This is a genomic window from Pseudomonas sp. AC463, assembly GCF_979253585.1.
Map to the genome: position 1 here is coordinate 1 of NZ_CEEDDZ010000076.1, position 551 is coordinate 551.

Annotated in this window: 2 protein-coding genes; both read left to right on the forward strand. The window is 69.5% G+C overall.

What is annotated here, in order from left to right:
- Positions 1–10 precede the first annotated feature (10 nt).
- Complete coding sequence (locus tag AC0IYH_RS29145; protein ID WP_471837490.1) at positions 11–154, forward strand: J domain-containing protein; 144 nt, start codon at positions 11–13, stop codon at positions 152–154.
- A complete protein-coding gene (locus AC0IYH_RS29150) occupies positions 151–441 on the forward strand; it encodes a (2Fe-2S) ferredoxin domain-containing protein (RefSeq protein ID WP_465239747.1) in 291 nt (96 codons plus the stop codon). The genes AC0IYH_RS29145 and AC0IYH_RS29150 overlap by 4 nt, the downstream gene beginning before the upstream one ends.
- Positions 442–551: the final 110 nt, after the last annotated feature.

Consider the following 551-nt stretch of genomic DNA (forward strand, 5'->3'; position numbering starts at 1 on the left):
GTTCGACGACATCCGCGCGGCGTGGCGTCGGATGGCCAAGGAGAACCACCCCGACGTGCGCCCCGGCGATCCCGACGCCGCCGTGCGCTTCCAGGCCGTGCAGGCCGCCTACGAAGTACTTCGCTCCGCCGAGGAACGGCGCAGCCCGGCATGAAGGTCGCGAAAAGCGACTGGCAGGGCGTCATCCTCGTCTGCGGCAAATGCAGCCGCAAGGTCGATGGCGGCTTCGGGCCCAAGGGCCGCACCCCGCTCGCCAAGCTGTTGCGCAAGCTCGCGGGGAAGGGGCGCAAGGCCCGCGCGGGTGTGGTCGAAAGCCGCTGCCTGAAACTCTGCCCCAAGAACGCGGTTACCGTCGTCGACTCGCGCCGACCCGGCGAATGGCTGGTGATCGCCTCCGGCGAACCGATCGACGAACTGGCGGCGAGGGTAGGGCTGGGCTGAAGCGTCCGCGTCTCAGGCTAAACCACACCGCACCACCCCGGCGAAGACCGGGGTCCGGTTGCGGCATCCGGCGTGAGTCTCATCACCTTCGCTGAAGCTGGGCCCTGGGG

What these genes read in the sequence shown, in the direction of transcription:
- AC0IYH_RS29150 (WP_465239747.1), top strand. Translation starts at nt 151, where the DNA reads ATGAAGGTCGCGAAAAGCGACTGGCAGGGCGTCATCCTCGTCTGCGGC.